The sequence below is a fragment of the Vibrio sp. Y20_XG_PY13 genome (assembly GCF_024181925.1).
GTDB lineage: Bacteria > Pseudomonadota > Gammaproteobacteria > Enterobacterales > Vibrionaceae > Vibrio > Vibrio parahaemolyticus.
On sequence record NZ_JAMZAL010000002.1, the window covers coordinates 235,261 to 259,801 of the forward strand.

Sequence of the window (24,541 nt, forward strand, 5' to 3'; positions counted from 1 at the left end):
ATCGCGTTGCTCGTCCAAGCGCCACCACTTTGTACCGTGGCACTGCTGCTGGCGATAACCGTTTCACTGCCTTGCGCTTTGATTTCTACGCTCACGGTTTGGCCATCAAAGCGGCTTGAAGTGCCAGTGATCTGCAATGCGGCGGCGTTACTGCTATCCACATTGCCTACAGGCGTGATCGCCAAGGTTGGTGTGATTGGCATCGAGTGGCTGCGGTCTTCTGCGCCCGTATTCCCCGAAAGGTCTTGGTAGTCTTTCACCACCAAGCCTACGGTTAGCTCTGACGACACTGGCACGACAACATCACCGGTCCAGACTTTCGCATCCGCTGTCTTAGTCAGTGTGACGGCGGAACCACCAAGCTCTGCGCTTGCTGCTTGCAGCGCTTTATCAAACTCCAGTCTGACCGCGACACTTTGTCCTTCCGCTTGATGCGTCGGATTGAATGTTGCGTTGCTCAGTGTTGGCAATGCCTGCGATAGCGTGAAGTTTGTGCTTTCTGTTGCTTCCACGTTTGAGGCATTGGTGCCTGTGACAACGACGGTGTACGTGCCATTTAGCTCACCACTGATGTCCATCGCGTTGCTCGTCCAAGCGCCACCACTTTGTACCGTGGCACTGCTGCTGGCGATAACCGTTTCACTGCCTTGCGCTTTGATTTCTACGCTCACGGTTTGGCCATCAAAGCGGCTTGAAGTACCGGTGATCTGCAATGCGGCAGCATTGCTGCTATCCACATTGCCTACTGGCGTGATCGCCAAGGTTGGTGTGATTGGCATTGCGTTGGAAGAATCATCTTCGCCCATATTACCAATCAAGTCTTTGTACTTACTTACAAATAGGCCGACACTGAGTTCTGGAATATTGGGGACTTCAGCCCTCCCCGTCCAAATTTTCTTATTCGCCGTAGCAACGAGTGAAGTAACATCATTATTTCCCAGTTTTGCTGTCGCTTCTTGCACTTCCTTATCGAACTCAAGTGTGATGTTCACCGACTGTCCTATCGCTTGATGCTTAGGATCAAAAGTCACTTTTGACAGCGTTGGTAACACTCCTTCTACCTCCAAAATTAAACTATCCCCTTTTCCGGGGATAGAGTTGACGCTCTCATAACTATCATCGTCGACCCGTATGATTATTTCTTTATTTTGTTTTTCTGGAGTTGTGTAGGTTGCGGTCCAAGTTATATTGTCACTGGTGTTCCATGATACTTGCTGAAGCTCTCCAGCTTCGTTTTTATCACTCGCTTCTAATTTCACATCGGAGAAACTAAATTCTTTAACCTCTTCTGAAAAAGCAAATGTAAGCGGGATTTCAACTCCACCAGCCGAAGGGCTAGATGATGCAGTTGATATTGTTAACTCTGGAACGGTTGCTGCCTTTACGGTAGCGCTTGTTGATTTCTCAGTCTTATGGTTCGCCAAATCCAACGCGGCTACTTGTATCGTATAGGTACCAGGAGTCAATGAGTAGTGCATCACATAAGGATCACCTACACTAGCAGGCTCTGTAACTGATTGTGGTCCCACTTTTACCCCACTCCCGTTATCTGCTGTAGATGTCACTGAACTCAAGTTTTTATCTGTAACATACGCTGTTACATCTAAATCATATTTACCGTCCGTTGGTGTCATAGATACTTGATCAGCAGAAACACCAGATATTGTTGGTAACTCGTAGTCAACGATAGATGTGATGCCTTTGGCACCATATGTTGTACTAAAAAGTTCAAAGTCTGTAATAGAACGCCCTATTGAGTCGGTGACCGTCACTTTATACATATATTCGGTCTGATCTTCAGCGTCAAAAACCATAGTATCAGACCCTGTCGATGAGACGATATTCCCCGAAAAATTTAGCGTATCACCTGTACTTGGAACTAAATCGATAGAGTAGTTTGATGCCTTTACATCATGTCCTTCTTTTGAAGTCACATTGAATAACTGACTTTCTTTTGTAAAAGCTAGTTTGCCTCCTTGCAAGCTAGTCATTCCATTAAATGAGACCGTAATAGTAGGTACAGACACATCAATATCCACAGTCTTACTTTCACTCCAGCCCACTTTATCCGTTGCTTCAATGCTTACTCGGATTTGATTCAGCCCTTGCAGCTCACTTTTTGGCAGCTCGAAATAAAGATGTGAGTTATCTGCATTTTCCTCTTTATTAAAAACATGGCTAGGGTTAACGGTTGTGTATTTGACGCTTGCAATACCGCTTCCTTCATCCCTAATAGAAAACTGGAACCTAACCAAGTTTGAATCTGTAGGGGATTCACTGACAACAGCGTCACTATCAATTATTGGTTTGCTGTTATCGACCATCACACTGACGTTATCGCTACTTGAGTCTCCCCACACATCAATAGCTTGGATGCTCGGTTTGATCACTTGTCCATCCAAAGTCGCACTTAGAGGCGCTTCAAATGTCGAACAGGAATAGCCCTCTCCACAATCGTTAAATCGTGAAAAGTTCCCTGGATGATCATTGAGGTTATATGAATCCCCATCCACTGTTGCAATCACATTTTCTAAAATTGATTGTGCCCCAACCTTCACTTTAAAGTTCATCACCAGCTGAGCGCCTCGAATGATACTGTCATCCGTTGGGCTTGTGATTCCAATATCAACTGAACCTGGAGGTGGCAACAATAGTTCTAGAGAATGATCTGAGGATGTATTACCTGCCATATCAGATAAATTTTTAATGGTATATAGATGTTGTGATACCCCCGTTGCGATGATATCCGAATAACGTTCGGTGTAAGTACACGTAGTAACCCCAGCACTCACGCTACAACTTTTTGGTTCAAACGTTATATTAAAACGGTTTCTAACTAACAACGGTCGTTTCGTTGGCCCAGTATTCACCCCTGATAAGTTATCTTTGAAGCTCAATGTTAAGCTCAACATTTTGTTTCCATCGGCATCAAATTCAACTTCGTTACCTGTAAATAGATAGGTATCCTCTAATGCTGCTGGTGCTTCAATATCCATCATATTAAAGCTGAATTTGCTCACCGTCTCTGTATCGTTCTGGCCCACTGTCCTAGTAATTAGAACGACAGGTGCAGTAGACATGTTTACATCTGTCGTCACACTACACTTATAACTTTCCTGTGGATTAGTGATAACGCCAGAGTAAGCATTGCTCAATCCATCATTTGGAGCTTCGCTTGAGGTGTAATTTTCTCTTACCCAACATTCTAGAGTCCGAGCCTTAACATCACCTACAGGGTTGAACTCGACACTCAACGTCTTACCCGAGATATGAGCCTGAAAATTTTCAGGTTGCGCGACAGATAACACGACCCCTTCGCGTTGAACATTAATACTTTCCGAACGTTCTGCTACTGGCCGTGTTTCGCCTGAGTTATACAAAACATTGTTATAAACTTTGAACTTTAGTTCATAGCTTCCATCCTGAGATAATTCTGCAGAAGTTAGTCTTCCCTTCCACTTACCCATTTCATCTTCACTAAACTGTATATTATTGGTTTGATCGCCGTATCTATAAGTGCCGTCGATTTGAGGAATTCCACTTGCATCTTCCGCATCAAGGGTAATAACAACAGGATCGTTGCGCGTAACTAACCCACCAGTAATCGGCGTTCCATCTTCATAGGAAAAAGACACACTATGAATTGTTGGCAACTTGTTTTGCACTTTAATCGCGTAATCTACCTCTGTCGCATTCCCGCGAACATCGCTGCCCCTGAGTTTGATTGTACGGGTTGAACTATCACCATCATTCTGTCCTTCTAAGCTCACTTTCATATCTTCATCTACTTGTGTGCCGGTATCAGAAGGTGTATCGATAAAGCTCCAATATTCCAATGTCGTCTTGTTCACACCATTTGATGAAGGCGTTCCCGTTTCGCTCAGATCTTGAGCTGAAAGTGAAAACACGTAGTTACCACGATAATAACTTTCCGAGTTAAACCCATTCAGAGTTAACGTAGGACCATCTCGGTCAATAATTATCGTTCGTGGCTCTGTCTGAGATTCGAATCCATACTCATCTATCGCCTTAATGAACAGGTTCGCCCTCTTATTTGCATCAATGGTGATACTGTCACTTTGTATACGACCAATTTCCATTTCAAATGGTTGTGTTGGATCTCTAGGCACAATTGATCGTATTGCAGCGTCACCAGCTTGTTGCCACAGCTCGACGTTACTCACTTTAGAATCATCAATGACTGAAGTCAGCTTCACTTGAAAATCAGGTCCCAGGACGTAGTTACCAGCAGAGTTTTTGTCTACGATCCAAGGTTCAGCCAGCTCAATTACCGGGCCTTTGTTGTCTACTTGAAAAACAAATTCGCTTGTCGACTCTGCTTGAGGGTAAGCACTGTCTTTGGCTTTTACGTAAAACGAGTTCGTCTCTTCATACTTAAACGCCCCGGCTATTAAACGAACCTCAATGTTTGGTTGCTCTCCGAATAGATAAGGCTCCACACTGTCTGTAGGTTCAGTCTCATAATGTTGCAAAGTAATACGCTTACCAAACTCCGTCTTCATATCAACTTCAACTACACTGCCTGGACTCAAGTTACCCCAAGAAATATCCGGCACCCAAGATGAGTTTCCACCCAAACGCTTATTGATTGTTCCTCCATTAACAATCGGCCCTTCAGAGTCAATTAAGATATTGAATTTTGGTGAATTTGTAGTTTGACGATTAACAAAGTTCCCCAAATTGTCTTCTGCATTTACATTGACAGTCCAGTTACCATCTCCCGGATAAACGACTTTACCTTGGCTCGCACAAAGAGTACCTGTACATAATTTAACCTTAAATGAATCTTGCGTATTACTGGAAAACTGATCGCTTGTGTAATCGACCGTTGTACCATTTGAGAGATCGACAAACGATAAACTCCGCTTATCCAGTTGGTCCCCCACAAGATCTTGAAGTTTAAATGTCAACTCATGAACTGAATTCGCATTTAAATAAATATCCTCGCCAATTGGGTTCCCTTCCAAGTCGTTTGGTGGAATGTAAGTCGCTGCGGGATAGTCATTATCAACATATAGAGTTTCAATATATGGGTTTAGATCGGTATAAGCGTTACCTTGGGTATCGACCGCCGTTGTCTCCAGAGCAAACTTGATGATGTCTATTAGGTCTGTTGATTGCGTATTGAGTGTAAACAAATACTCTTTACGGAATTTATTGCTGTTGCCAGACTCATCAATTCTCAGTTCCAATGGTATCGCGGTATTAGGCGTGCTCTGTGCATACCACATGCTCTTGAATGTAGGCGCATTTTCCGTTTTTTCAACGATACCTGATGGATCTTCCAAGACAATTTTAGAAACAACTTCGCCTGCTACGTAACGTTTGTTGCCGACCATAGTTTCTCGGCCAGTCTCTATTGTTAACGTTTGTTTAGGCGCTTCTTTATCTATACTTTCTCCCTCACTATCAAAAATAGCGTCTTCGTCTAGCTTTGGATTTGCCTGCGATATATCGTCAGCATAAAGCTGGGCAATATTGGTTGGAATTCCGTATTTTTCCGTCATGATGTTGTAGTAAGACTGAGCGAGATCTTTACGGTAAGTGTCAGAACTAAACTCATAACTATCTAATTTAATTAGATTACCTCCAGACCCAATACCGTTTGCCTTACCGTCATAGCTCAGATCATCATAGATAGCAGAAGCAAAATCAGAAGAGTTATTACGTGGCGTGTCTTGAGCTAAATCATCGATCGCTTCAACGAGGAATCGATGCAAGTAGTCGTTGGACAGTTCATCTGGAATTGGGTTTTCTAACATCTCGTTAGTCGCATAAGATGTCACTGTTGGATCGAAACCGAAAAATGAATCGTTGCCACCGGACAATGCATACTTCACATCCGTAAGAATGAGAGCCGCGCGCTCTGAGGTTTTGTCTCCGGCCTCAACTTGATTCCAGCGATAGTCAAATAGGCCTGTTTGGTAAGTAGATAACTCCGTAACATAATAAGTATTCGAACCGTTCAGTTCGAAGTATGCGCCTATATTTGCATCGTTTAAGTTAACGCTAGCTCTTGCGCTTTTATTATCCTTCCATTGATAGTAATGTGGATCAGTTCCATCAACACCAATTAAGCGAACTCGCATAAAATCATAATTAACAACATCGGTTGTAGTCTCACATGAAGCAACATCAAACGCGGCAGACTCATCACTTTCCGGTTGCTGAATCGTGGAGCAACTGGCTAATGACGTAAACTCTCCGTTAGGGTTTAAACCTTCCAATTGAACACGTGCACCAATGAAAGGTGTCACGATAGTCATCGTCGGCAAGTCGAAACTGCTTCTGAAATAAACTTCTTGAGTCGTGCTTTCATTCTCTGACTCATCAATAGCTTGAATTACCAGTTTTTGGCTCGCGTTTTCTGAGACGTTTTTGAAGCCATCACCTAGGATCTCCTTTACAAAAGGGACATAGTAAATAACTTCATCAACTCGCCCGCTACTATCCAAAATGGTTTCGTGAGGAATGCTTGCGGTTATGGCGTCCGTCGAAGCTAACGTCTGCGTTGTATTTTGGAACGCATAGTTGTTGTCATTGTTTTGACTTACGTAATACTTCACGACGAGCTTAAGTTTGTCAGCACTTGAACCTAATACAGTCTCTGAACTCGCATCAGATATTTTGACACGAACGTAAGGAATCTTTTTTTCTTTCAATAAGTTAACATTGAAGTTTGCGAAATCAATCCCACTAATGGATTTAAGACCTGCGCTTGCATAGACATAATCTATTTTCAAGTAATCTCGGCTGGACTGCACGTTATCAGCTGTATAAGTATCTTGTGAATATACGCCTTCGTAAGTGGTTCGTTCTCCATTAAGGCTCACGTTGACGTAGCTCATGGGCGTACCTTCCGGGTATGTGATGATCTGTGCTGGTGCTTGATCATCTCGGCTCACCGCATGTTGAAACTCACCGACATTGTCTTTTGTATCAGTGGCTTTTATATCAAACGTGGTAGTTGATAAGAACTGGTCTGTTAAATACGCTTTGCTAAATTCGCAGGCACTTCCCGACTCTGACGTAACGGGAGAACAAGCAACATCGTCAGGCAAACCACCCTTAAATGACACACTGACGGACTTAATGTCCTGAGACGCTTCTTTTACAAGACCTTTAAGTACATATTCTTGAAGCTCATTATTGATAGCGCTAGACGAGGTCACGGTGATAACTGGCGCGTCGTTATCCCAAGAGAAATTGACATAATGACCTTTCCCACCGCCAGGAAGCAATTTATTTCCGAGTACATCTGCAGTGTATAAGACTAAACGTGCAGCAGTAACCTTGGAAAGGCCAGTTTCTTGGTCGACATCAACAGCATCGATCGCTTTTGTATCAATGCTTACTTTGATGTTCGTTTCACGGAGACCAATCTCAAACCCTTGCGCATCCACCGAACAAAACTTACTGCCTGACGTCAGCTGATCATTACATTGAAACTCACCTTGCCATGCACCGTTGAGTTTGTATTCAACAAATGCAGACACTGACTCAACACCAATATCGTCATTGATTTTGATATCTACGATGTCTTTACCTGCCAATACATCATTGTCTGTTCGCGTTGCAGTTGGCGGAATGGTATCAATATCTGTGTCATCACGAGGTGGAATGACACCATCTGTTTCGCCAGCGGTTCCAAGGTTATTTATTTGTTGGCTAAAGGCAACGTAATCGTCAGCGTTTGTTCCTGAAATGTTGAGTGTAGGGTCATTTACAACTATCAAAACTTGCTGAGAGAGTTCTTGAGTGTACACATCACTGGTGATTTTCTGCTGACCAAATGTAAGTGGTGTGACAGCTCCCGTTGCTTCGCTTATTTCTAGGCCATCAAGAAGGCCGTCTGCAATGACATCACGAAACTGTACATCAGCTAAATGCATTGATGTATATACATTGTCTTCGGATTGACCGTACCTTTGGATCATGTCATAAGAGTAAGAAGAGTATGCAGTAAGCAATGCACCATACTGATGCCCCGGCGTTGCAAAGCTACTCTGCCCACCTTTAGTAATATCAATTGGTGTGGTTTCATTGACATCAAAACCATACATGCCATTAATACTATCAAGAGCTTGAGAGACAGCGTCCGAGCCAGACACGCCGCCTGCAATTTTATATTTTGCGAAACCGGAAACAATATTGGTCAGAGGCGTCAACATCAACTTTTGGTTACTACCTTCACTGAAGTTCACCACGCCTTCTAAACGCAACGTTTTACCAACACTCGAGGACACAATCTCTTTTGTTAAAGGATCGGTGTAACTACCTTGTTGTGCGACGACATACAATGGCATCGAAGACGATTCAAATTCGACTTTGTAATCACCAAATGCATTGGAAGATGTGCTCGCTAGCTTCCTTCCTAGCTTTCCATCTTTAAACTCAAACACCTCAATTTTTGCACCATTGACTGGAGCGTCAAAAACATTACCTGAGATGGTTCCTGTATTCCTCGCAGGTGGCGTATTATCGCCACCGTCCCCTCCGCCACATGCACTCAATAATAGTGAAGTAGCCATGAGACCTAACGTTGATTTTAGCGTATTTTTAGTGAACATAATAATCTGGCAGAGTATATTTTTGCCGAGATTATATTATTGTGTGGAATTTTCTCAACGCGACGAAATAACCATAAAATAAAGCAAAAAAACTAAAAAAACAGACACTTTTCAACCCTATTCTTAGTGCTATTTCATATCTATCATTATTTAGTTAGTAAAAACAAAGGAATTGTCGTTAGTGACGTGTAAGATTTTATTTTAAATATTATACTCCCCTCAATTTTCAGCTTCTAAGCACAGTTTTCATTTAATGACAAGTTTAATATTAAGTTCACGTAATCATAACCTTGCTCTGCCTCTTATTACCATCGCACTCACTATTATTGCAAGCGTATCTTTTAGTCATTATCTGCTCACTCCCGAGGAACAATCAGAAGTTATATCCCATAGTTATCAAGGTATTCTTTTCGATAAAGAAGCTAACAACAGTATAGAAAAAAACTACGATAGTCACTTTCAACGAACAAAGATCACTACTGGCGTTATTAACTATGCTTTTGTGACTTCTTTGATTAATGCAGGCTTATCTCAACAAGAGATAAAGTCATTGATTAAATTGATTGAAAGCGAATTTGACATTATAGGTTCAGTTCGAAAGGGAGATAAGTTCTCACTAAAAACCCGAACCAATAGTTATAATGAAAAATACATCAGTTCCTTTTACTATTCCGGTAGTAAAAAAGACTTTTTTATTATTAACGATGGAAAAAATAATGCTTACGATGAATATGGAAATAGGTTAACGCGAAAGCCTTATTATTCATTTCCACTGGCAAAAGAGTACAAAATTAGTTCTGGTTTCAGTTTAAAACGAAAACATCCTATCACAGGTTTGAATACCCCACATTTAGGCACGGACTACGCAGTACCTGTTGGAACACCGATATACTCTATCGCCGATGGTGTTATTGTTAAGTCACGATACAACCGTTTTGCTGGCAACTACATTAACATTCGTCATACTAACGGTTCCATATCTCGTTACTTACACCTATCACGTAGTAGCGTCAGGAAAGGTGACAACGTAGTCAAAGGACAAGAAATAGGACGTTCAGGCAATACTGGAAGGACAACCGGGCCTCATCTTCATTTAGAGCTCTTCGTAGATGGCGCTCCGGTAGATTATGCTCGTTACATCAAAAGCAATCAGGCTCCGTCTTTGAACATACAGATGATGCTAGCAGCAAAGACAGAACGAGCAGAGCTAATAAAAGAATTATTATGAGCCGAACCATAATTCCGGAGTACCGAGCTAAATGAGTACAAGCTTGGCTGAAGGAACCACTGTAGACAAACGCACTTCTTTCTCCTGAAGTTAAAGTTGAAAAACCGAGTTCTCGACAACTCAGTTTTCACCTTAAAGCACTCCGGCACTCATTTGTTTACCCATGAGAATTTATTTATTTTTTATGTATTAAACAAGTGCTCTAGATAGCTACGTCATGCATCTGCCTGATTCGCTGGATAGTTCGGCGCTGTTTGTTCTTTAGTTGGATGTGACACAGTTCCAACACCAAACCAAACGCCATCGCAAAGTACACATACCCTTTATTGATATGGATTGCGAAGCCTTCGGCCATCAGCAAGCCACCCAGCAATACTAGGAACAGTAGCGCTAAGGTTTTGAAACCAGGGTAACGAGTAACTAGGTTATTGATCTTCTCAGCAGTCATAACCATGACCAATGCAGAAGCAATAATTGCAGCAACCATAAGCGGTACTTCACTTGTTAAACCGACTGCTGTGATGACAGAATCCATCGAGAATACCGCATCAACCGCAACGATTTGTAACAAAACCACCGCCAATCCCGTTCGTACATGGGTAGAGTGATTGGTTTCATTGTGAGTTAACCAGCTCCAAAGCTCTTTTAAGCTTTTCGCTAACAAAAACGCACCACCCAAGATCATTATCATATCTCGACCTGTCACTGCATGGTTTGCAACGCTAAATAGTGGTTGTGTAAGTTGCATGATCCATGTGATAGAAAACACCAATCCAATACGCGCTAACACCGCAAGACCAATACCTAGGTTTCGTGCAAGCTTTCTCTGGTGGGATGGCAATCTTTCACATAAAACGGAAATAAAAACGACGTTATCTACGCCTAAAACAACTTCGAGAGCAAATAAGGTGGCAAATATCACCCATGCTTCAGGTTGCATGAAAAGTTCTAACATGAGTATGCCTCCTGAGAGTGGAAGCGATACGGAGAAGGGTTCAGTCGACTAAAGGGGTCGTCCATTAATTATTTATACCTCTGTTACTTAGGGATCTAGAGTTAAGCACCTCTTGGTTTGCAACACAATACTCTTTTCAACACAAAAACTAGTGTCTTTATTTGTGCTCTAAAGGATTCTTTCCATCTCACCCCTCCTCTGTTTATCACTCGGAAAAGTTTATAGTGTAGGCTTAAGGAATGCCCCCGCTCAGAACGCTTCTATATCAAGCATATTCAGATATTCGGCAAGTAAAACGACAAGTCCGCCAAGCATCTTTTATCAAATAAAGCCAACAATGGACCTTAAGCTATTCCATTGAGCTCAAAGAAAAAGATGCTACTTTTACTCAGTGATCAATAGTAAAAATTTGTTTCATGCTGATATACTGGCAGAAATCACAAGAAATCATCGCTCTCATGGATTATATCGCTCTATCGCGCATTAGCTTAAAACACCTCACCGTCCTTCACATGTTGCTGACAACTCACAGTGTCACTCAGGCGGCCGAGCGACTTTGTGTGACGCCTTCCAGTGTCAGTAAAACGCTAAGCCAGTTACGTGAAACGCTCAAAGATGATCTTTTCTATCGTGATGGTACACGTTTAGTGCCCACACCATTTGCGTTGAATATTGGCCCGTCCATTCACGGTATTCTGTCTAGCATGAACGGCCTATTGCACCAAGGTTCATTCAACCCAGCTTATTATCAAGGTACGTTTTCTCTGTCGATGAGAGGCAGTTCTTTTGAGCTGTTTGCTCCCGTGTTAACGCGCATTTCTCAACAGTTGGGGAACAATGCTCACTTAAGCGTCCATGCTAAAGAAGAGATGAGTTTTGATTCGCTGGTGAGAGGACAAGTCGACTTTTTGCTGCTGCCGCATGACATCAGCCAACCACCAACTCAAAATAAAGACTTGGTTTGGCAAACAATCTTGAAAGATGAAATGGTGTGTTTAATGGGCGAATCAAACCCGTTAGCTAAAGCGCCCCTATCGATTGAAGGCTATCTTTGCGCTCGCCACATCGGGATTCACGATAAAGATCTTTCTCAGCCTTACTTCGAGCAAAACCTTACTCAGCAGCATTCAAAGCGTAATATGGCGATGCGTGTGGCAGATTTCGGTTCGGCAGCCGTCATGTGCCATCATTCCGATTATCTATTTACGTGTTCAAAACTGTGGGCGGGAGTCGCACATCAAGCGAAAGGTTTAGTGCAGCGCTCTTTACCGTTTGATTACGGGCAAGTGGCTTACAGCTTGGTGTGGAACAAAGCGAGTCTCAATGATCCTGCTCTGAGATGGCTGCAACAACAGTTGCTTGATGCTTGTATAGAGCTCGAAGGCTGCGGTGTGTAAAGATAAGAGGCAGCTCTAAACGAATACGGAAGGAACAGCGATAGGACGATCAACAAACTTTCCAAGCTGTTTCTTTAGTTGCTCTATCTCTTCTTTTGAACACTTGTCCCAACTACGTGCCTCTCCTACCACGCCATGATGTTGAAAAGCATTGAGGCGAACGTGTACCGAGCTTGGTAGTGCATTAAGATACCGCCCTACCGATTCGATTTCCGTATCTAAGTCACTTTTACCGGGAATATGTAGAAGACGTACTTCGTGCAGCTTTTGTTGTTCTGCAAGAAACTCAATCGTCTGAAAAACTCGGTGATGTTCTCGGCCAGTTAACCAACGATGTGTGTCGGTTTGCCACGATTTTAAATCAATCATTGCGCCATCCATAAAAGGTAAGACACGCAACCATCCCGAGACTGACAATGAACCATTGCTGTCGATGAAACAAGTGAGGTGCTGTAGTTCAGGATCCCGCTTGATCCCTTTAAACAGCTCAATAATGAAAGGAAGTTGTAAGGTAGATTCCCCACCGGATACCGTCACACCGCTAATAAAAAAGCGTTGTTTTCGTATCAAATCGAGCATTGTCGCCACAGAGTAGTCAGTAATTTTTGGATTAGATTGGTTCTGACATATCTCTATACAATGATCGCAGTGGGTGCACTCCTCTTTAAGCCAAACAACGTTGTTACTTTCGTCGAACTTCAATGCGCCTGCCGGACACTCTGCAACACAATCACCACAGTGATTACAATGGTTGATAGTGTGAGGGTTGTGACAGTTCAAACACTGATAGTTACAACCTTGTAGAAAGATGACTAGACGATTTCCTGGCCCATCAACACAAGAGAAAGGAAGGATACGAGTTACTTTCGCCAAAAGGCTTTCACTTCGTCTAGACATCTTGTTCTTTCCGTCACCAGTTACTTGTAGACTGGCGACATTTCTTGGCTCACCACTCGTGGTGAACGCTCTAAAATTCCAGTGTTTTTCGCCGCTTCAGCGCCCAAAAACGTCGTATTAGTACGGGAACCTTCCGCATCGTATTTCGCGATATCAGATAACGTCACCATATAACCGGTCACTCGAACTAAATCATTCGATGCGACGTTTGCGGTGAACTCTCGATACCCCGCGTTCAACGCGCCCTTGCATAAATTGAACATGGCTTCTGGGTTTGACTTCACCGTTTCATCAATCGTTAGAATATCGCTGATACCCGCTCGATAATATTGATGATGCGCCGCAGTTGCTTGTACATAAGTAACAGGGTCTGGCTCGCTACCGTAAGGCAGGCGCACACCTGGCGTTACATCCAGATCGAGACTGATACCACCTTGAGCATGCAACAACGCTTTGCCCTCTAAGCCATATCTCACAGGCGTAGAATCAACCAATGTCGCTAGTGTCGCTGAAATCTCGTGGCCTAATGCATTTGCACGTTCATCTTGTCCGTAGCGGGAGGTTTGCCCTTCTTTTTCAAGAAGTAAGTTGACCGCTTCAGCCATGCCATAAATGCCGTACATTGGCGCAAAGCGTGACTCTTCAATCAAGCCTTCTTGGGTTAAGAAGCCTTGGAAGAACTGTGATTGTTCATGCAAGTGCGAGCTTCTTGCGTCCATCAACTCCGTCATTAGTTGATGATACGTCGGTAATACATTACTGAAAAAATCGTCGCGACTTGCTGCACGTTTCGCCACTTCTTTTAGATTCATGCGTACAAGCGTGTTTGAACCACCAGCTAGCAGGAGTGAGTTGTAGCAACTGACGATACCAAACTGCGCTCCGTCATAAGCATTTGCGTGAATTGGGTAATTCGCAATATGAGGCTTGCTACACTCACAAATGTTTGTCGTCGCCTGACGTAACAAATCATCTGGAGTGATCGATTCGTCGTACATAAACGTGAGATTTGGTGCAATTTGCTTGAGCTCTGCGTCCACACGCAAAATAGTGCGACAGATAATGTTGTCTGTCGGCCCGATATTCACGTGCATGAAGGCATCCGGCAACGTGCGATCCAACATGATCCAGAAATGTCGAAGTTTTTTGTAAATCTGCGCTTCAGTTTGGTCGCCTACATAAGGCATCAGGACGTCGTCTAACTGCCCTAAATACACCGGAATATTGGTAACAGACGGCACATGATGATAGATGATGGTAAGCATATTTAGCGCATCATCAAAATCTTCTGCAGGTGGCAACTCCAAATACTCAGAGCCTTGAGATAAAAACTTAGCATAGTCAGGTAAAACGTAACGCGGTTTAAAAGGCGCATGACCTTCAAACATGTCACAGATTACGCCATCGCTCATCGCTTCACGAAGTGCTTCAGAAATGGGCATGTATGGAATACATGCTTCGGCTTCTAAAGCGAGGAAGTTAGACTTCTGTTTCGGAGACAAACGGCCGTCAGTTGCGATATTGAGAAAACGCTGTTGGAGTTCAGATAGGCTTGTCATCAAGGATGTTCCTGCAAAAAAGACCACGACATCTGGATCTGGGTAGGTACAGACCATTACCCCTAAAGGGCTAGAGTGAATTTTACGCCTAGTTAAGCCTTGCCACTAATGAAAAAAAACAAACCGTTAATTTCCATATTGGAAATAAGCTATCCCTAAATTAGGGGTTACCTCACAATCTAGCTGCGATTCGCCGTAGATAGCATTACACCAGCACTGATAAACACTCCACCCGTTAAGCGATTGAACAACTTAGCTCGTCCTGCTTCAAATAACCAATTGGATGTTTTCACCCCTAATAAGGCGTAAAAGGTTAACCAGCTCAATTCGAATACTACGAATGTACCCGCGAAAATCGCATATTGGGTCAGCAGCGAAGCGGTTGGGTCAATGAATTGTGGGAATAGTGCCGTAAAGAAAATAATGGCTTTCGGATTACTGGAACCAACGATAAAACCACTGGTATAGGCGCTGACGTGGCTGGTTGACACCAGTGTAGAGTCGGACTTCGCAAAATCGTTTTGTTTTGATCGAAATGCTTGAATGCCTAACCAAATCAAATATGCCGCACCACACCATTTGATGATGTTAAACACGAACTCAGAAGACGCAATCACAACGCCTAAACCGGTAAAAGAAAGGGTAAGAATGATGGTAATCGCACTTAAACTGCCTAGAGCCGTCGTCAGTGCGAGACGAAAACCGCTGCTGACGCCTTTACTTAAGCAAAGTAGAGAACTTGGCCCAGGAGAAGCAGTGAGAACGAGTATCGCGAGAGTGTAGTAAATCCAAGTATCGAGTTGCATTGGCGCTCCTTTCCAATCATGGTTTGATGCCACATATTAAGCCTTAAGCTAAGTGATGTAGCATCGACGCTTCTATCCTTGAAACGTATTTTTGAGGCAAATGCGCAATCCTCATTGCGCATTAATTATGCAACCAAAATACTCGCTATATGCAATAGTGTAAAGAAAATAGTCAGTAATGATTCAAGCTAAGTACCGATTTAGTCATAGAACGGTTTTGGATCAATTTCTAACGATGAAGGCGCTATCGCTCTTTCAATTTTTTGCGTACTTGTTTTTAAATCCACCATCGCGACATCAATGTATCGTTTGTACTTACGGGAGTAGAAACATTTCACTTCTGGCTTTAACGCTTGAGATGGATTCGAAGACCACACAATACCCACTCGGCCATCACTGAGTTCCACGATAGAACCTACTGGATACACACCAATGCAGTTGATGAACTTGTAAACCAGATCAGGGTCAAGATGGAAAGGCGTTAGACTGAGCAAAATCTTAAATGCTTCTGCTGAGCTCATGCCTTTTTTGTAGCAACGATCAGCGGTGAGCGCGTCATAAATGTCGACGATACAACTCATGCGACCATGAATCGGAATCTCGTCGCCCGATAGTCCGCGCGGATACCCCGTTCCATCAAGCTTTTCATGATGCATTAAACACACGTCTCGGCTGACATCGCTCAACCCTTTCACTTCAACGATGATCTCGCCCGCGAAGACTTGGTGCAACTTCATGTGCTCAAACTCTTCTGGCGTTAAACGCGCTGGCTTGTGAAGAATTTTATCGTCCACTTTGATTTTACCTACATCGTGAATGATGCCACCAATCGCCAATTGCTTGAGGGTATCTTTGTCTAAGCCTAAGTGTCTGCCGAACGAAACCAGCAGACAGGCGACATTTACTGAATGCTCGAGTAAATAAGAATCTTTCTGGCGCAATGCAGAAACACACTGCAAAGCGTCTGAATCAATAAATACACTTTCGATCATGTCATCCGCCCACGATTCAATCTCGTCGACTTGGATAACTTTGCCTTCAAAAGTTTGGTTGAGAAGTTTCTGCGCTAGGCCTTTTGCTTCCGCAATCAGCTTTTTAGCACGCTTGTGTTGGACTTCTCGCGAGCGATACGCACGTTGTACTTTGCTTGATACGGAAAGCGTTTTATCCCCTACTTCGATATCGATAGGTTCTTCGACGGGTTTGAATACGCACTGCTGAGCAGAAAGTGATTGATCAACCCAAACGAATTTCACGCCACTTGCGCGAAGCTTTTTAATGCCCTCTGCGCTCGAAACTCGACCAGCATTGGCTAAATTGACTCGTTTGTTATGCTCTATCGCGGTAACAAACATGCCGACAGCAACATCTGCGATTGCAATTTTAATTGAGTCTTCTGGGTTGTACTGCATATGGTGACATTTATTAAATACTATTAGGTAACGCGTGCATTATAAAAGATATCGCGCATAGCTGTTATAAGAATCCTCAATTCATTTCAATTAATGAGTATTCAGTCAATTAATAGCGCGATTTACTTCATAAAACCATTTTATTTTTATGGACTTAGCTCAAGAAATGACAGCATTATTAACTAATTTTAATAATTTGAGGAATGCATCAATAACTATTTCATATAAACACGATTTACTGTTGACTAAGTTTTATAAATATCGATGATCAGCAAGTTAAACTAAACGAAGTTTTATTCATTTGAAAGCGCAAGAACATGACTGTCTACTATTTTAAATTAGCATTTGTATCTTAATAATGCGCATGATTACTTCATTTCCCTGTTACAGGAACGCCCACTCATCTCTGTTGCCAGTAAGGCACGAGGAGGACATGTCTTGACCACCATTTTTGATCAACAGGCCTCAGACAATGATCGCGAGTTTCTCAAGATCGTCGAAGAACGCTTTATTCATATCTTTGATGTGTTCAACGAAGGCCTCTTCTACATGGACGAGTTCGGGACGATGGTTTTCTACAATCAGGGATTTTATGAGCAACTTGGAATCAATGCTGGACGCATCAACCTAGATCGTTGGTTGGATTTGGTGCATCCGTTGGATAGGGAAAGATTGTCCAAGCGCGTCGATGCCCACATTAATACCGACAATACGCGCGTCACAACCACTTACCGCCTGCGCAAACCCAACGGGCAATACGTTTGGATTGAAGGCGTTGCGATGACCAAAGAAACTGAGCATGGCCATTATATGGTGGGTAGCCATCGCGACATTTCTGAACGTAAATTAATGGAAAGCTACATTCATCAAGTCGCGTTCCATGATAACGCCTCAGGTATGGCAAACCGCGCGCATTTGCTGCTTGATATTGAAGAACACGTCTGTTCGACAGACACGCCAACGTCGATTTGCTACATCCAAATCAATGAGATCAAATCCTATCTGAACCAGTACGGCAATGAACTGGTCAATGGTTTGGTGGAAAAGCTGCTGCAAACGCTCAGTCATCTGCCATCCCCTAACTGCTCAGTGTATCGTGTACATGATGACGATTTCGCAATTTTAATTCAGGACGATTGCTCAATAGACACGCTTCAAGCTTACGCCGAGACGATAAAACAAACCTATCACGAAGCCGTGGTGGAAGAAGGCCAGTATCTTGGCAGTAACATCAGCATTGGCTTGTACCCTTGTATCGACCCTGCGCACTCTGCGGATGAAATTTTGCGTAAAGCTGCAAGAACATGCCAATACGCCAGTGAACAAAACAAAGATAGGATTGCCATTTACAGCCAACGCACTCAACACGCGGTGGATCGTTACTTTTTTATCGAGCAAGGTTTGAAAAGCGCACTAGAAAAGCAAACCTTGAGTGTGAAGTTTCAACCAATCATTAATGCAAAAAGCTCCGAAGTGGTGAGTTTTGAATCTCTCGTTCGTTGGCGCAGCAAAGAGTTTGGCGAAATTTATCCCGATGAGTTTATTCCCGTAGCCGAGAACAAAGGCTTGATCGTCGAGCTAGGCTATCAAGTGTTCGCGAAAGCTTGTCAGTTCATAAAACAATACCGTGAACGCTACCAAAATGAAGTGAGAGTGAACGTAAACGTCTCCGTTCTTCAGCTTATGAATGGTGAGTTTCCCTCAAGAATCAAAGCCATGGCTGACGAAGCTGGCGTCGCACCTCAGTCTATCGTGCTAGAGCTCACCGAAACATTCATTTTGGATAACAACCAAACGGCTATGGCCCCCTTAAACACGCTTCGTGAATTGGGCTTTGCGTTGTCTTTGGATGACTTTGGCTCAGGGTACAGTTCTTTAAACTGCTTCTTTGATTTACCGATGACGCAGATAAAAATCGATAAATCGATGGCTTGGAAAACGCTGACAAACCACTCTTCGCGAGAGTACCTAAAGTTTTTGATTGCAATGTGCCACGAGAACAATATTGAGGTAGTGATTGAAGGCATTGAGGATGCGAAGATGTGCGACCTCTTTACTCAGATGGGCGTCGACTATTTACAAGGTTACTGGTTCTCAAAACCCTTATCTGTCGCAAGTGCTAGCCGATATTCATTGAATTCGTAGTTCGAATTTTGTCATTCTCATCTGTTCCGCACAGCCACCGTTTAGTCACCGATTTTTATATCAAAACAGAACGTGGCTGTGGCGAAAACTCAGGTTAACTTTACCCACCTATCTTAAGCGGTCAAACACAACGTTTTGATCTAAGTGCTCGTGATATTGCGTGTAATCGAGCCCCATATCAAAAATGTATTGTGTAACGAGGTTTCTTACGCACTCAATCAACTGATTGGCTTGCCAAGGCTTTTCGAAATAGCGATCGATGCCCGCAGAGTTAATCGCATTGATCGTATCAGTGTGCGTGGCCTGCCCAGTCAACAAGACTTTGCGAGTGCGAACAAAGCGGCTGTCTTTGGAAATTTCCGTCAGCAGCTCAACACCCGTTTTACCTGGCATCACGTGATCCGAAATAATTAACGCGATCATTTCACCATCTGCATCAAGCTCATCCATCAGCTCAAGCACTTCATCAGCAGACTCACAATCCTCAATATTCAGCCATTTATTCAACGGTTCTAGATCTTGTAGAACCGCGCTTAACACCTCTCGTTGGTCATCAACGCAAATTAAATTAAGCTTCTCCATGTTCACCCTCTACCGGTAATTTGATTCTAAAAATGGTCTTTTCACTGTCACTTTTTACGACAATGGAACCGTTGTAACCTGCAATAATTCGTTTAACGATCGAGAGCCCAAGCCCCAACCCAAAAGACAATCCGCCCTTCTTCGTTGTAAAGTTCGGCCTAAATATTTTTCGGCGCGTGGCCTCATCAATTTCAGGGCCGTTGTTGGCGATCGTGACTAAAATCTTTCCTTTGCTCACGCGTGTATGAATTTCAATGGCCGGCGACTCAATGTTGATCATCGCATCGCACGCATTTTTTAAAATATTCACCCAAATTTGAACAAGCTCAGTTTGCGATCCAATAAAAACCGGCAGTTCTGCAGGGCTGAAACGCACACTAACGCGCCTCAAATCACTCTGCAGCAACGCCAATGCCCGATTTATTGAATCGTTAATGTTGATGGCCTCATCAAGGTCGATATCCGTTCTGCCCAATTGCTTAACGGAACGAACAATGCCAACCGTATGCTTAGACGCGATACGCAAGTCGTGCAGGTCTCGCCCAACTTGCCAGTAACGAATCGCCTCTTCTGGCCTTTTTAACCAATGCTCCGAGAGGTAGTTATTTGGCACGGCTCGCGCTAAATTACGTGCCAACTCTTTAGGCAACCCATAATATTTTTCGAAATGACGACCGCGCTTTCTCGCTTCACTAGACGATACTTTTTGCCCTTGCATCAAACCAAAATCAAAGAACTGACTCGCCTCTGGGTGCACTTCTTCAAGCAGCGTCATAATGACGGACTCTAAACGCTCCGACTTACTGCTGACCACACCAATCGCATTGTTAAGTTCGTGTGCGATACCTGCGGCTAATTGACCGAGTGTTGTCATTTGCTCTGCGGTGTGGAGCTTTTGCAGCGCCTTTTCTTTTGCTATCGCTTCTTGCATCGCGCGGCGCTGACGGCGAGACAACTCATTCACCATTACGGGCATAAACTGTGTGGTTAATGGCCCGTAAGTTTCTTCTTCAACGGCTGGCGTATCGCGTTCTATCCACGCAAGTTCTACATCGGTTTGTGCAATCACCGTAGATGAGGCAGTCCATGTTCCTGAAAAAAAACTGTGCACTCCAATAAATGCCCCTTGAGAGGCGGAGAATACCTGAATAGGCTTTCTGTCTTCGTCCGCATAGAAGCCAGCAAGCTCTCCAGAGAGCACATAGTATAGACGGTCGTTGTAGCCTTGCTGTTCGATCAATACGGAGCCGGCCAACACAGTCAGCCGACGTTCGATATGATTAAAGTAGCGTTCTACTAACGCATCTAACTTGGTTTCGTACATGTATTACCCAATATGCCCAACCGTATGAAGAATCCACACCATCACAAAGCTTAGCAGCACACCAACAATACCAAGTACCGCACCCACTCTCGCCATTTGGCTACTTTCTACATGGCCAGTGGCATGCGCAAGCGCGTTAGGCGGTGTACTGATAGGCAGTGACATACCAAGCGAAGCCGCGAAGGTCACAACAAGAATAAGCGTGACTTCACCACCTAATGGCGTCAAAGAAGCCATGGACGTACCAAGTGCAGCCATTATTGGCATCAGCAAGTTGGCTGTGGCCGTGTGTGACATGAAGTTTGCCATTAGTAAGCAAAGGAATGCCGCGCCGAATAGCACCACATAAGGCGAGAATTCATCAAATGGAATACTGTGCACCACCAGCTTCGCAAGCCCTGTTTTGTCGAGCGCTAAACCTAGAGCAATACCACCCGAGACTAACCAAAGCACATCCCAAGAGATCTTTTTGAGGTCTTCTTTGTTGATGATCCCTGTCAGCGAGAATACGGCAACCGGAATTAAAGCGACGGTGTATGAGTTCATGCCATGCGCTGAGCCCATCAACCAAAGAATGATGGTGCCAGCGAATGTGACGTAAACAATCATCGCCTTTGGTGTTTTTAGGAACTTACTTTTGATGTTCAGATCAATCTTAGTCTGCTCGGCTTTGTATAAATAACCTATCAGAAGCCAAGCGAGCGCCATCATGATCACCACAAATGGTACGCCGAACACCATCCACTCCCCAAAGGTAATCAAGTTATCACCCACGAGGTACTTCAGAGCAATCGCGTTTGGTGGCGTACCGATTGGCGTACCAATACCACCGATGTTCGCAGCAACAGGAATACAAAGCGCGAATGCAATTCGCCCCGGGTCTTTGGGCCCGAACACAGCGATAACTGGCGTTAATATCGACAACATCATCGCGGTGGTCGCGGTATTCGACATAAACATCGAGAATATTGCGGTGATCAGCATCAGGCCTAACATGACAAACTTAGGGTTTTGCCCAAACGGCTTGAGCAACACCCTAGCGAGGTTCACATCCAAACGATATTTGGTTGCGGCCATTGCTAAGAAAAAACCACCTAAAAACAGCATGATGATTGGGCTTGCAAAGGTAGCCATGATTTCGTGGTATTGCAGTAGTTCGCCAAAATGAGGCAGCCCTTCTTGTGTTCGAAACAAGACAATGCCTTTGTTCGAAATGAGCAATAACTCAAGCACGATGATCACCACCGACGTGGCATAAATCGGAATAGGCTCGAACACCCAACAGAGCGCAGCCAGCAAAAAGATCGCGATAACTCGCTGTTGGACGATGGTGATGCCGTCAAAAGGAAACGCTGACAAAGGCATCAGCCAAATAAGTAACGGAATCACCGTTGGGATGATGTATTTGAGATATGGGCGCATAGTACTACTACTCTTCCTGAGTTGGTTGGCCATGACATTAGGCATTTCGAGCCACATTCAGTCATCTTTCTATCAATCTGATTTTTATGAACAACTTTGCGGTTGTGAGATAGAAACATACCTGTTTGATAACTCTGAGTAGAGATTATGTACACTGTTTTGAAACGAAATTTTGGTCTTAGATCAATGAACTGGAATTCACATCAGAAAACATCTCTTATCTGTGTCCAAGCTCACTAATTACGCGATAGATACTTCTTCATCACATAATTAGTTAAGTGTTGCCCTCTCACTTCAACTTCTTGATGTTTAATCACTTTAAATCCCATCCGTTCAAAGAACGGACGAGCAGTGATACTGACCTCTGAGTACAAATACGGTAACGCTAATGACTCCGCTTGAGAGAAAATATGAGCCATCAACGCGCGGCCAACACCTGTCCTTTGATGCTGATGATGGCAAAAGAAATGGTCAATGAAACCATCTGGCTGTAAGTCCGCATAACCGACAATCTCACCTTCAATTTCGGCAATAAATGGGGTGATGGTGTCCATCCTCGCTTGCCAAGTTTGTGGTTCAAAATCATCGGGAGCCCAAGCTTTCACTTGATCTGTTTGGTAATCGCGGCAGTTTACTTCTCGAACCGTATGGTAGAAGAGCGTCCATAGTGTTGGCGCATCATCAGCGCGATAGCTGCGTATTGAAAGCATCATTACAGTGTTCCAGACAGACGAAACAAAAACGTGGTCACAATCGCGCTCACTAACAAAGTATTGATTGGCAAGTAGTGCGGAAACAAATAAGGCAGAGAGCGTAAATCTGGTTTGGTAATAACTCTTTGAGGCTGGATATCTAGGCTCGTCGCGACCTCACAAGCCCGAACCGTTAACGGATGTTTAAAAAGCCATTGTGAATAAGCGCTATAAAGTACCACCACTCCCGCCATTCCAATGATTTCTATCAACACAATAGCCTCTAGAGTAAAAGGCAGTAAAGTTGGGCCACTTAAAAGCAGCGCTGCGGCAAAAAGCCACTTTTTGTACGTCATCATCCATCCTTGAATTACGTTCTATAAATGTACATTTGAGACCGATCGTCCATGATCAGCCTTGCAAGCGTATTTTCTATAAGCCTGTGTACTAAGTTATTTTGATTACTGACCAAAATCAAGCAGACGCAAACATAAACTAATCAAGTCAGACTACCGCAACAGCATCCACACAGTTGACACGAGTGATTCGACCGTCTTCGATAATGAAAAAGGCATCTTGAGGTAAATCTTGCTGCCAAACTTGAGTGTAATCCATACCCAACAGCAATCCTCTCAGCACGATGCCTGTTAGCCCATGACTCACCACGACAATGTCTTCGTCATGCGCTACATCAATCAACCAACTGGACAAACGCTCCCTTACCGACTCATAAGTTTCACAGTTTGGCGCTTGAAGGTACCAGTCATTTTGAGCTAATAAGTTGGGAATTTCTTGCTCTAAGCTGGGAATCTTTCTTTGCTCCCACTCACCAAGAGAAAACTCTTTTAGCCTAGGCTCTTTGTTGAGGTTTTCATACGAGTAGTTAAGCTCTTCACATACGATTTGCGATGTTTGCAGTGCTCTCCCAAGCGTACTTGAGTAGACACGGAAAGGACGGTTTTCAACATACTGTTTGAGCGTCGTGCCGACGCGCCTTGCTTGGTCGCTACCTTTAGATGTCAGTGAAGAGTTACAGTGACCTTGTAACTTTTTATCTGCGTTAAACTCTGTTTCACCATGGCGCAATACGAATATTCTTCTCGTCATTTCTTTACCTTAAACGGTTTAAATTCATAGGTAAGCTAACGTAAAGTCGCCAACTGGGCAAAAAACACTATTTGAGTCAACTTTGACACAGAATGACTCGCCTCATTATGCCTGAACATCCAAAATTTCATAATGGCGCTCAACATTCACTGTCACCCGCCCCCAGTCTGAATCTTTGACTCGGAGTTGATGGTGCTCGAACGTATCTCGATTTGTAAACTCTTCGTACACATCAAAGCGCAACGGGTTGTCAGGGTTTTCCACCACTTGAAACACAAGGCACCCAGCCTCGCTTTTAGTTAATCGCATATGAATAGGCTGCGCGCTTTTTACCGTTTCAAGTTCCTCTTCAGGCACCAATATAAATCCTTTTAATATGACTTTGGGCATCACGACTCCATCGCTATTTTACTACCTACAAAAA

At 43.7% G+C, this 24,541-nt stretch carries 16 protein-coding genes; 3 read left to right on the forward strand and 13 right to left on the reverse strand.

Translation table 11 applies throughout. The annotated features are described in order from the left end of the window. Positions 1-8,552: tandem large repeat (locus NL646_RS06220; protein ID WP_253663986.1), on the reverse strand; the 8,552-nt coding region annotated here is incomplete at its 3' end. A 292-nt stretch (positions 8,553-8,844) separates the two neighbouring features. On the opposite strand from NL646_RS06220, the gene NL646_RS06225 reads away from it, so the two are divergent. Continuing rightward, positions 8,845-9,819: a peptidoglycan DD-metalloendopeptidase family protein gene (locus NL646_RS06225; RefSeq protein WP_253663987.1), complete on the forward strand. Its 975-nt coding sequence runs from the start codon at positions 8,845-8,847 to the stop codon at positions 9,817-9,819. Between the two features lie 202 nt (positions 9,820-10,021). Here NL646_RS06225 and NL646_RS06230 read toward each other — a convergent pair whose 3' ends face one another. Beyond that, entirely contained in the window at positions 10,022-10,774 is a 753-nt protein-coding gene (locus NL646_RS06230; RefSeq protein WP_253663988.1) for a TerC family protein, read from the reverse strand. 458 nt (positions 10,775-11,232) lie between these two features. On the opposite strand from NL646_RS06230, the gene NL646_RS06235 reads away from it, so the two are divergent. Next, positions 11,233-12,171: a LysR family transcriptional regulator gene (locus NL646_RS06235; protein ID WP_021448633.1), complete on the forward strand. Its 939-nt coding sequence runs from the start codon at positions 11,233-11,235 to the stop codon at positions 12,169-12,171. 15 nt (positions 12,172-12,186) lie between these two features. Here NL646_RS06235 and NL646_RS06240 read toward each other — a convergent pair whose 3' ends face one another. The 4 genes from NL646_RS06240 to NL646_RS06255 form a co-directional block, all read right to left on the reverse strand. After that, positions 12,187-13,068 carry a YjjW family glycine radical enzyme activase gene (locus NL646_RS06240; RefSeq protein ID WP_080606960.1) on the reverse strand — a complete coding sequence of 294 codons (882 nt, stop codon included), beginning with the start codon at positions 13,066-13,068 and terminating at the stop codon, positions 12,187-12,189. A 20-nt stretch (positions 13,069-13,088) separates the two neighbouring features. Then, positions 13,089-14,627 carry a YjjI family glycine radical enzyme gene (locus tag NL646_RS06245; protein ID WP_253663989.1) on the reverse strand — a complete coding sequence of 513 codons (1,539 nt, stop codon included), beginning with the start codon at positions 14,625-14,627 and terminating at the stop codon, positions 13,089-13,091. 179 nt (positions 14,628-14,806) lie between these two features. Then, positions 14,807-15,433 carry a LysE family translocator gene (locus NL646_RS06250; protein WP_180782760.1) on the reverse strand — a complete coding sequence of 209 codons (627 nt, stop codon included), beginning with the start codon at positions 15,431-15,433 and terminating at the stop codon, positions 14,807-14,809. A 200-nt stretch (positions 15,434-15,633) separates the two neighbouring features. Then, a complete protein-coding gene (locus NL646_RS06255) occupies positions 15,634-16,845 on the reverse strand; it encodes an HD-GYP domain-containing protein (protein ID WP_253663990.1) in 1,212 nt (403 codons plus the stop codon). A 345-nt stretch (positions 16,846-17,190) separates the two neighbouring features. On the opposite strand from NL646_RS06255, the gene scrG reads away from it, so the two are divergent. Continuing rightward, positions 17,191-18,990 (forward strand): regulatory protein ScrG, encoded by a 1,800-nt coding sequence (gene scrG / locus NL646_RS06260; RefSeq protein ID WP_187567202.1) that lies wholly within the window; start codon positions 17,191-17,193, stop codon positions 18,988-18,990. 108 nt (positions 18,991-19,098) lie between these two features. On the opposite strand, the gene NL646_RS06265 is transcribed toward scrG, so the two are convergent. The 7 genes from NL646_RS06265 to NL646_RS06295 form a co-directional block, all read right to left on the reverse strand. Further along, positions 19,099-19,572, reverse strand: coding sequence for a response regulator (locus NL646_RS06265; protein ID WP_005454901.1), 474 nt, complete (start codon positions 19,570-19,572; stop codon positions 19,099-19,101). After that, the gene (locus NL646_RS06270; RefSeq protein ID WP_069549154.1) at positions 19,559-20,896 is read right to left on the reverse strand and encodes a sensor histidine kinase; all 1,338 of its coding nucleotides are present in this window, start codon (positions 20,894-20,896) and stop codon (positions 19,559-19,561) included. The genes NL646_RS06265 and NL646_RS06270 overlap by 14 nt, the downstream gene beginning before the upstream one ends. 3 nt (positions 20,897-20,899) lie before the next feature. After that, entirely contained in the window at positions 20,900-22,318 is a 1,419-nt protein-coding gene (locus NL646_RS06275; RefSeq protein WP_025516670.1) for a DASS family sodium-coupled anion symporter, read from the reverse strand. A gap of 236 nt (positions 22,319-22,554) precedes the next feature. Beyond that, positions 22,555-23,028 carry a GNAT family N-acetyltransferase gene (locus tag NL646_RS06280; protein ID WP_031791991.1) on the reverse strand — a complete coding sequence of 158 codons (474 nt, stop codon included), beginning with the start codon at positions 23,026-23,028 and terminating at the stop codon, positions 22,555-22,557. A gap of 2 nt (positions 23,029-23,030) precedes the next feature. Continuing rightward, positions 23,031-23,366, reverse strand: a complete 336-nt coding sequence (locus NL646_RS06285; RefSeq protein WP_170928176.1) for a hypothetical protein — start codon at positions 23,364-23,366, stop codon at positions 23,031-23,033. 148 nt (positions 23,367-23,514) lie between these two features. Further along, positions 23,515-24,117: a histidine phosphatase family protein gene (locus NL646_RS06290; RefSeq protein WP_253663991.1), complete on the reverse strand. Its 603-nt coding sequence runs from the start codon at positions 24,115-24,117 to the stop codon at positions 23,515-23,517. A 105-nt stretch (positions 24,118-24,222) separates the two neighbouring features. Then, the gene (locus NL646_RS06295; protein WP_253663992.1) at positions 24,223-24,507 is read right to left on the reverse strand and encodes a putative quinol monooxygenase; all 285 of its coding nucleotides are present in this window, start codon (positions 24,505-24,507) and stop codon (positions 24,223-24,225) included. Positions 24,508-24,541 lie beyond the last annotated feature (34 nt).

Coding starts and splice junctions, on each gene's coding strand:
- NL646_RS06270 (WP_069549154.1), bottom strand. CDS start 20,896: ATGTACGAAACCAAGTTAGATGCGTTAGTAGAACGCTACTTTAATCAT.
- NL646_RS06265 (WP_005454901.1), bottom strand. CDS start 19,572: ATGGAGAAGCTTAATTTAATTTGCGTTGATGACCAACGAGAGGTGTTA.
- NL646_RS06275 (WP_025516670.1), bottom strand. CDS start 22,318: ATGCGCCCATATCTCAAATACATCATCCCAACGGTGATTCCGTTACTT.
- NL646_RS06255 (WP_253663990.1), bottom strand. CDS start 16,845: ATGCAGTACAACCCAGAAGACTCAATTAAAATTGCAATCGCAGATGTT.
- NL646_RS06285 (WP_170928176.1), bottom strand. CDS start 23,366: ATGACGTACAAAAAGTGGCTTTTTGCCGCAGCGCTGCTTTTAAGTGGC.
- NL646_RS06240 (WP_080606960.1), bottom strand. CDS start 13,068: ATGTCTAGACGAAGTGAAAGCCTTTTGGCGAAAGTAACTCGTATCCTT.
- NL646_RS06250 (WP_180782760.1), bottom strand. CDS start 15,433: ATGCAACTCGATACTTGGATTTACTACACTCTCGCGATACTCGTTCTC.
- NL646_RS06280 (WP_031791991.1), bottom strand. CDS start 23,028: ATGCTTTCAATACGCAGCTATCGCGCTGATGATGCGCCAACACTATGG.
- NL646_RS06225 (WP_253663987.1), top strand. CDS start 8,845: ATGACAAGTTTAATATTAAGTTCACGTAATCATAACCTTGCTCTGCCT.
- NL646_RS06230 (WP_253663988.1), bottom strand. CDS start 10,774: ATGTTAGAACTTTTCATGCAACCTGAAGCATGGGTGATATTTGCCACC.
- NL646_RS06235 (WP_021448633.1), top strand. CDS start 11,233: ATGGATTATATCGCTCTATCGCGCATTAGCTTAAAACACCTCACCGTC.
- NL646_RS06245 (WP_253663989.1), bottom strand. CDS start 14,627: ATGACAAGCCTATCTGAACTCCAACAGCGTTTTCTCAATATCGCAACT.
- NL646_RS06290 (WP_253663991.1), bottom strand. CDS start 24,117: ATGACGAGAAGAATATTCGTATTGCGCCATGGTGAAACAGAGTTTAAC.
- NL646_RS06295 (WP_253663992.1), bottom strand. CDS start 24,507: ATGCCCAAAGTCATATTAAAAGGATTTATATTGGTGCCTGAAGAGGAA.